Below are 7,208 nucleotides of genomic sequence, written 5' to 3' on the forward strand. Positions count from 1 at the left end.
TCGGCGCGCCCGAGCCTGGCGCTGGTGGATGAACTGGCCCACAGCAACGCGCCCGGCAGTCGCCACGCCAAGCGTTGGCAAGACATCCAGGAGCTGCTCGCCGCTGGCATCGACGTCTACACCACGGTCAACGTCCAGCACTTGGAAAGTCTCAATGATCAGGTGCGCGGCATTACCGGCGTGCAGGTGCGCGAGACGTTGCCGGATTGGGTGCTGCAGGAAGCCGATGAACTGCTGCTGATCGACCTGCCACCGCGCGAGCTGCTGGAGCGCTTGCGCGACGGCAAAGTCTATGTGCCGGAGCAGGCCAGGGCCGCGATCGACGCGTTTTTCTCCCAGACCAATCTGACTGCCCTGCGCGAACTGGCCATGCAGACCGCCGCCGCCCAGGTGGACAACGATCTGGCCCAGGGCTATCGACAACTGGGCCAGTCGGCGCCGGCGGTACAGGGGCGGCTGTTGGTGGGCGTGGACGGCGACGCGCAGGCCGAGCGACTGGTGCGTCACGCCAGTCGTGTCGCCCAGCGCCGGCATCTGCCCTGGAGCGTGGTGCATGTGGATAACGGCGCGGCACGGGACGAGGCGTCGCGTCAACGCCTGCAAAACGCCCAGCAATTGGCTGAAAGGCTCGGCGGGGAGGTGGTGTTGCTGCGGGCTGGCGAAGTCGCCAAGACCTTGATCCAACACGCCAGGCAACGTCGCGCGACATTGCTGCTGGTGGGCCAGTCCCGGCCACGCCTGCGTCGGAACCTGTTTGGCGGTGGCCTCGCGTCGCGGTTGTTGCGCAACGCCCGTGGATTGGAAATCAACGTGCTGGACAGCGATGCGCCGCCTCCGCCCGCCAGCCTGCGCCCAGTGACTGTGCAGACAGGGTTCGACTATGCGCTGGCACTGGTGGCGACGGTGGCGGCCAGCGCCTTGGCCTGGGGGATATCCGGGCTGCTGGCGTTGCCCAACATTTCCCTGGTGTTTCTGATGGCGGTGTTGCTGGTGGCGGTGCGCAGCAGCCTCGGCCCGGCGCTGGCCTGTGCGGCGCTGTCGTTCCTGGCCTATGACTTCTTGTTCATTCCGCCGAATTTTTCCCTGACGATTCAACGCGAAGAGGACGTGCTGACACTGGTGTTCTTCCTGTTGATGGCGGCCCTGACCGGCAATCTCGCGGCCCGTCAGCGTCGCCAGTTGCAGGCGCTGCGCGACACCCAGCAGGAAACCGGCGAGTTGCTCGACTTGTCACGCAAATTGACCGCCGCGACCGATCGCCAAGCCGTAATCAGCGCCGCCACGCTGCACCTCAACAGCGAGTACGACTTGCAACTGTGCCTGCTCAATCGGGACGGTCAGGCGGGCTGGAAAGTCGAGACCCCCGAGCCGTTGACGTTCAACGAGGCTGAACGCGCCGCCGCCGACTGGTCGTGGCAACACGATCAACCGGCCGGCGCCGGTACCGCGACGCTGCCGTCCGGGCGCTGGTGGTGGTGGCCGTTGTCGGCGGAAGGCGGGCCGCTGGGGTTGCTCGGCGTTTGCACGAAGGACGGCAAGCCGCTCAGCGACCAACGTCGACGATTATTGGCGGCCCTCAGCCAGCCGTTGGCCCAGGCCCTGGCCCGGGCACAACTGGCCCAGGACCTGGAGGCGGCGCGCCTGCACGGCGAAACCGAACAATTGCGCAGCGCCTTGCTCGCCTCTGTCTCCCATGATTTGCGCACGCCGCTGACCTCCATGCGCGGCAGCATCGACAGCCTGTTGGCGTTGGGCGAAGCGATTCCGGTCGAGGACCGTCGCGAACTGCTCGAAGGCACCCGCGATGAGGCCGAGCGGCTGGACCGCTATATCCAGAATCTGCTCGACATGACGCGCCTGGGTCATGGCGCCCTGAAGTTGGCGCGGGACTGGGTATCGCCGGCCGACATCGTCGGCAGTGCCCTGAACCGCTTGCGCGCGGTGCTGGCGCCGCTGGCGGTCAGCGTCGAGGTGCCGGCCGGCTTGCCGTTGTTGTATGTCCACGCCGCGCTGATCGAGCAGGCCCTGGTCAATGTGCTGGAGAATGCTGCGCGGTTTTCCCCGGCCCACGGCCGATTGTTGCTCAGTGCCGAAGCGACGACAGACGAAGTTTTGTTCGCCGTGGCGGATGAAGGGCCAGGCATCCCCGAGCAAGAGCGCGAGAAAATCTTCGACATGTTCTACACGGCTGCCCGCGGTGATCGCGGCGGGCAGGGCACCGGGCTCGGATTGGCGATCTGCCAGGGCATGGTCGGTGCCCATGGCGGGCGAATCAGTGTCGGCGAGGGCCTCGACGGGCGCGGCACCTGCATCACCTTGCACTTGCCCTTGCAGGCGCAACCGGGCATGGACGATGAAGCCTGACCGGCGCTGCGTTATGCTCTCGCGACTTGATTGTGATGAATGGAACCCATGAGCCAGAGCGCGACCCTTTTGGTCATCGACGACGAACCGCAGATTCGCAAGTTCTTGCGCATCAGCCTGGCCTCCCAAGGCTACAAGGTGCTCGAAGCCGAGACGGGCGCCGAGGGCCTGGCCCAGGCGGCGTTGAACAAGCCGGATCTGCTGGTGCTCGACCTGGGCTTGCCGGACATGGACGGCCAGCAAGTGTTGCGCGAGTTTCGCCAATGGTCGGCGGTGCCCGTGCTGGTCCTGTCGGTACGCGCCAGTGAAGCGCAGAAAGTCGAGGCGCTGGACAACGGCGCCAACGACTACGTGACCAAGCCATTCGGCATCCAGGAGTTCCTCGCCCGCGTGCGTGCGCTCCTGCGCCAGGCGCCAGCAGGCGAGGCACCGCCAGCGGCATTGACGTTGGGGCCGCTGACGGTGGACCTGGCTTATCGCCGAGTGCTGCTGGACGGCGCCGAAGTGGCCCTGACCCGCAAGGAATACGCGGTGCTGGCGCAGTTGGCGCGGCATCCGGGGCGGGTCATCACCCAGCAGCAACTGCTCAAGGACATCTGGGGCCCGACCCATATCGAAGACAGCCACTACCTGCGCATCGTCGTCGGTCACCTGCGCCAGAAACTGGCCGACGACCCGACCCGGCCTCGGTTTATCGTGACTGAAGCGGGGGTGGGGTATCGGTTGTTGGAGGGTGGGCTTTAGCCTCCTGATGTCTCGGCTGGCGCCATCGCGAGCAAGCTCGCTCCCACAATGAAATGCATTCTACTGTGGGAGCGAGCTTGCTCGCGATGGCGTCCGCCCAGACAACCAAAAATCCTTCAATTCTGCTCACGCTCATACCGATCCAGCGTATCCCGGGCAATCTCCCGACCCAGGGCGATCAGCTCCGGCGCCTTGTAGAACTCGAAGAATCGGCACACTCGCTTCGGCACGTTGATCAGCACATCCGGCGGATAACCGGCGATCTTGTACTGGGCCAGCGACGTCTGCATCACCTCGAAACTCTGGTTGATCAAGTCCAGCAAGGACGCCGGCCCGACGTTGTCGATGATGAACGAGCCGGTGGCGGATCTCGGTGCGCCTTCGGTTTCCGGCGCGGCGGCAGGCTGCTGCCCTTCGGGCTCGGCGGATTCGATCCACGGGTTGATATCGGCCGCTTCGGCCTTCAGCGCTTCCTGTTCCAACAGCAGCAACTGCTCGGCCTGTTTGCGGCGAAACGGCAGGCGTGAACCCAGGGAACTGACCAAGGTGTCGAAGCGACGCCGGAACGCGGCGGGGCGCTGGATTACTGGCAGGCTGTATTGTTTCTGGTTGGTGGCGTTGAGGTTGACCGCGATGATCAGGTCGCAATGGCTCGACACCACCGGCACGATCGGCAATGGGTTTAACAGGCCGCCGTCCACCAGCATGCGGTTGCCTTGCATGACCGGGGTGAAGAGGCTGGGAATGGCCGCCGAGGCCCGCATCGCCTGGTGCAGGCAACCTTCCTGGAACCAGATTTCCTGCTGGTTGGTCAGGTCGGTGGCGACCGCCGTATAGGGAATGCGCAGGTCTTCGATATTGAGTTCACCGACGATCTTGCGGATCTGCCCGAACACCTTCTCACCACGAATCGCCCCCAGGCGAAAACTGACGTCCACCAACCGCAACACGTCCAGGTAATCGAGGCTTTCGATCCAGTTGCGGTAATCCTCGAGTTTGCCGGCAGCATAGATTCCACCGACGACGGCGCCCATGGAACAACCCGCGATACAGGCAATGTCATAGCCGCGCCGTTCGATCTCCTCGATCACTCCGATATGGGCGTAGCCCCGGGCGCCGCCCGAGCCCAATACCAATGCGACACGTTTTGTCATGAGGTGGCCTCTCGTCGAACAGACGTCAACAATGCACTGATCGACGGCCCGGCTCAAATCGTTGTGGCGTAGACGTCGTTTTTTGACACGCCGCGACGGCATTTGCGTATTCTCGTCCACACTTGAATATACCGGTCGAGCCGAGGCACTTTTTATCGGCAAAGCCGTCATACCAGCACGACTGTTTACCTGACTTGAGGTGTTATCGATGAAAGCCCGGATCTGCCTGCCCCTGATGGCATCCCTGATGGTTCTGGCCCTGGCCGGTTGCGCCGGCAAGACCGCCTACCGCGACAGTTGCGGCAGCCAGCTCGACAGCGCCTGGCATGAGCTTGACCTGGCCAAGGCCGAAGGTTTTGCCGGTACCGTCAGCTACTCCAAGGCCCTGTCGCTGCTGACTGGCGCCAAGACCCAGCAGCAATTCGAAGCGTATGAAGGCTGCACCAAAAAAGCCGAGAAGGCCCGCTTCTACATCCGCGAATCCCGCGCAGGAAGATGATAAAGGCAGCTGCAAGCTTTAAGCTTCAAGCGGCAAGTGGGCGACGCGCCGCTCCACTTGCCGCTTGAAGCTTATCGCTTGAGGCTGCGTACGGAGTACGTCTCATGATCGATCGGCTGGTGGCCCGGATACTGGGCCTGGAAGTGCGCCTGTTGGCCTGCCAGGCCCGCTTGAATGCCCAAACCGACAGCGAAGCACTGCATGACCTGCGGACCACGGTCCGTCGGTTGCGCAGCCTGCTTCGTCCGTTGCGCGGACTGCCCGGCGTCGAGCAGTTGGAAACGGCCGCGTCGGCAGTCGGTACCCTGACCACGCCTTTGCGCGACCGTGAAGTACTGGCGGCCTATCTCGAGAAGCACGGCAAGACCGAGGCGGCGCAGCGGCGCCAGGTGCAAATGGCCGAGGCGTATCCCGCCGTCGCCGGCAGCCCCGAGCTGGCGCAGCTGTTGATGATTCTCGACGCGTTCCCACGCTTCATCCGTGCAGCCCAGCGCCAGGGCTTGCTCGACGGGCTGCGCAAACGCATCGAAAAACGCCTCGATAAACAGTGGAAAAAACTCGGCGAGGCCTTGCGTGATCCGGCCCATGACCGTCATCGCCTGCGCCTGTTGATCAAGCGCGTGCGCTACGCCATCGAAGCCTATCCTGAACTCGATCGCTTGCCGGAAGCGGCCATGCCACGGCTCAAATCCGCCCAGGGCGCATTAGGTGATTGGCACGATTGCTGGCAGTGGCTGGCGCGGGCCGAGCAGGAAGCCGACCTGCAAGCCTGTGTGCCGGTCTGGCAAATCACCATGGAGAAGGCCGAGGCCAAGTCCGATCGGGTGCTGGATAAATTGATTGCCAGTTGCTTCGATAAATCCTGACGTCACTCTTTCCCCTGTGGGAGCGGGCTTGCTCGCGAAGGCGGTGGGTCATGTTGAGTATCTTTGAGTGATAGTCCGCTTTCGCGAGCAAGCTCGCTCCCACAGGGGATAGGCGTTGAATTCCGGGCCCGCGGCTTTTCTGTCAGTCTCTTTGGCCGGAATGAGCGCTGTACTGCCCGTCCGGGCTGGTTAAGATCCCTTCATCTTTTTTCCCTGCTTTCGAGGTCAAGATGCGCTTTTCCGATTTGATCGATGCCGTGCGCACCCAGCCAGACGCCGTGGTGATCCCGCCTGAATGGGGCCAGGGGCGTGCCAGTTTTGGTGGCTTGGTCGCGGCGCTGCAATACGAGGCGATGCGCGCCTGTGTTCCGGCGGATCGCCCGGTGCGCTCGCTGGCGATTACGTTTGTCGGCCCGGTCGAACCCGACGTGCCCGTCAGTTTTCAAGTCGATGTGTTGCGCGAAGGCAAGGCCGTCAGCCAAGTGCTGGGGCGTGCCGTGCAGAACGGCCAGGTCGTGACGGTGGTGCAAGGCAGCTTTGGGGCGTCGCGATCTTCCGTCGTGGCGGTGCAGGCCGACCCCGCGCCTGAATTCAAGGATGTCGAGCAGTGCCAGGAGTTGCCCTACTTCAAGGGTGCGACGCCGGAGTTCATTCGTCACTTGGCGATGCGTTGGGGCGTTGGAGGATTGCCGTTCACCGGCAACAAATCCCGTAGCATGGGCGGCTGGGTGCGCTTGCGCGGGGATGTCAAAGAGGAGCCGTTGGGCGAAGGTCACATCCTGGCGTTGGTGGACGCCTGGCCGCCGGCGCTGCTGCCGCATCTCACCCAGATGGCGCCGGGCAGTACGCTCACCTGGACCATCGAATTCGTCCAGCCATTGCTGGAGCTTACGACGTTGGACTGGTGCCAGTATCTCGCCGAGATCGAACATGCCCAGGACGGCTATGGCCATGTCGCGGCGAAATTCTGGAGCGCAGATGGCCGGTTGATCGCCATGAGCCGGCAGACGGTGACGATTTTTGGCTGAAGCGCCACGGCAAATCAGTGACGGTGGCGATCACGCCAGGCGCGCCACCATCCGCCGCTGAGGAAGAACCGGGGAAAGGTCAGGAATTGCTCCACCAGCAGGCGCGACGCCGCGTCTTTGCGATCACTGAACGGCTCGGAAGCCTGCGTTTCCAGGCTATGGCCATGGCGTTGCAAGCCCAGCGCGGCGAGTATGCCGATCACGCCGATGGCGACATCGCCCAGGCTCAAGCTGAACACACCCGACACAATCAGCAAAAACGCAACGATGAACAGCGGCACCGCGATCAGGTGCAAGACCAGGTTGGTCGGGTGCCGATGATTTTCAGGGTAGGCGCGCCATTGCCAGGCCGGAAGGTTGGGGTGACGTTTGCCCATGATGCTGTTCCTTGAGTCCGTGAAACCGAATAACCCAAGGATAGGTCGGGCCGGGCAGGGCGGCGAATCGCGGTTGGCTATCGTGGCGATAGTGGCCATAGCCATAAGGGCAGGTTGCTCTGGTTATGTGGCCTGCTCTTGTGGCGAGGGAGCTTGCTCCCGCTGGGCTCTGTAGG

General features: G+C 63.5%; 7 protein-coding genes. 5 read left to right on the top strand and 2 right to left on the bottom strand.

Features of this window, described 5'->3' with window-relative positions; translation table 11 throughout:
• Together OC610_RS17525 and OC610_RS17530 are read left to right on the top strand one after the other, a co-directional pair.
• Positions 1-2,364 (top strand): sensor histidine kinase KdpD (locus OC610_RS17525; protein WP_264429377.1); only part of this gene is annotated, 2,364 nt, incomplete at its 5' end.
• Positions 2,365-2,412: 48 nt separating this feature from the next.
• Positions 2,413-3,108 (top strand): response regulator, encoded by a 696-nt coding sequence (locus OC610_RS17530; protein ID WP_264429378.1) that lies wholly within the window; start codon positions 2,413-2,415, stop codon positions 3,106-3,108.
• Between the two features lie 116 nt (positions 3,109-3,224).
• On the opposite strand, the gene OC610_RS17535 is transcribed toward OC610_RS17530, so the two are convergent.
• Positions 3,225-4,262, bottom strand: coding sequence for a patatin-like phospholipase family protein (locus OC610_RS17535; protein ID WP_198797858.1), 1,038 nt, complete (start codon positions 4,260-4,262; stop codon positions 3,225-3,227).
• Positions 4,263-4,470: 208 nt separating this feature from the next.
• Here OC610_RS17535 and OC610_RS17540 point away from each other — a divergent pair, with 208 nt between their 5' ends.
• From OC610_RS17540 to OC610_RS17550, 3 genes are all read left to right on the top strand, one after another.
• Positions 4,471-4,761, top strand: coding sequence for a hypothetical protein (locus tag OC610_RS17540; protein WP_264429379.1), 291 nt, complete (start codon positions 4,471-4,473; stop codon positions 4,759-4,761).
• 104 nt (positions 4,762-4,865) lie between these two features.
• Positions 4,866-5,627 carry a CHAD domain-containing protein gene (locus tag OC610_RS17545; protein ID WP_264429380.1) on the top strand — a complete coding sequence of 254 codons (762 nt, stop codon included), beginning with the start codon at positions 4,866-4,868 and terminating at the stop codon, positions 5,625-5,627.
• A gap of 230 nt (positions 5,628-5,857) precedes the next feature.
• Entirely contained in the window at positions 5,858-6,655 is a 798-nt protein-coding gene (locus tag OC610_RS17550) for an acyl-CoA thioesterase (RefSeq protein ID WP_264429381.1), read from the top strand.
• A 14-nt stretch (positions 6,656-6,669) separates the two neighbouring features.
• Here OC610_RS17550 and OC610_RS17555 read toward each other — a convergent pair whose 3' ends face one another.
• Positions 6,670-7,032: a DUF962 domain-containing protein gene (locus tag OC610_RS17555; protein WP_264429382.1), complete on the bottom strand. Its 363-nt coding sequence runs from the start codon at positions 7,030-7,032 to the stop codon at positions 6,670-6,672.
• Between the last annotated feature and the right edge of the window lie 176 nt (positions 7,033-7,208).

Origin of the sequence: Pseudomonas agronomica, assembly GCF_025917275.1 — a bacterium.
Classification (GTDB): Bacteria; Pseudomonadota; Gammaproteobacteria; order Pseudomonadales; family Pseudomonadaceae; genus Aquipseudomonas; species Aquipseudomonas agronomica.

Coding starts and splice junctions, on each gene's coding strand:
- OC610_RS17545 (WP_264429380.1), top strand. CDS start 4,866: ATGATCGATCGGCTGGTGGCCCGGATACTGGGCCTGGAAGTGCGCCTG.
- OC610_RS17530 (WP_264429378.1), top strand. CDS start 2,413: ATGAGCCAGAGCGCGACCCTTTTGGTCATCGACGACGAACCGCAGATT.
- OC610_RS17555 (WP_264429382.1), bottom strand. CDS start 7,032: ATGGGCAAACGTCACCCCAACCTTCCGGCCTGGCAATGGCGCGCCTAC.
- OC610_RS17540 (WP_264429379.1), top strand. CDS start 4,471: ATGAAAGCCCGGATCTGCCTGCCCCTGATGGCATCCCTGATGGTTCTG.
- OC610_RS17535 (WP_198797858.1), bottom strand. CDS start 4,262: ATGACAAAACGTGTCGCATTGGTATTGGGCTCGGGCGGCGCCCGGGGC.
- OC610_RS17550 (WP_264429381.1), top strand. CDS start 5,858: ATGCGCTTTTCCGATTTGATCGATGCCGTGCGCACCCAGCCAGACGCC.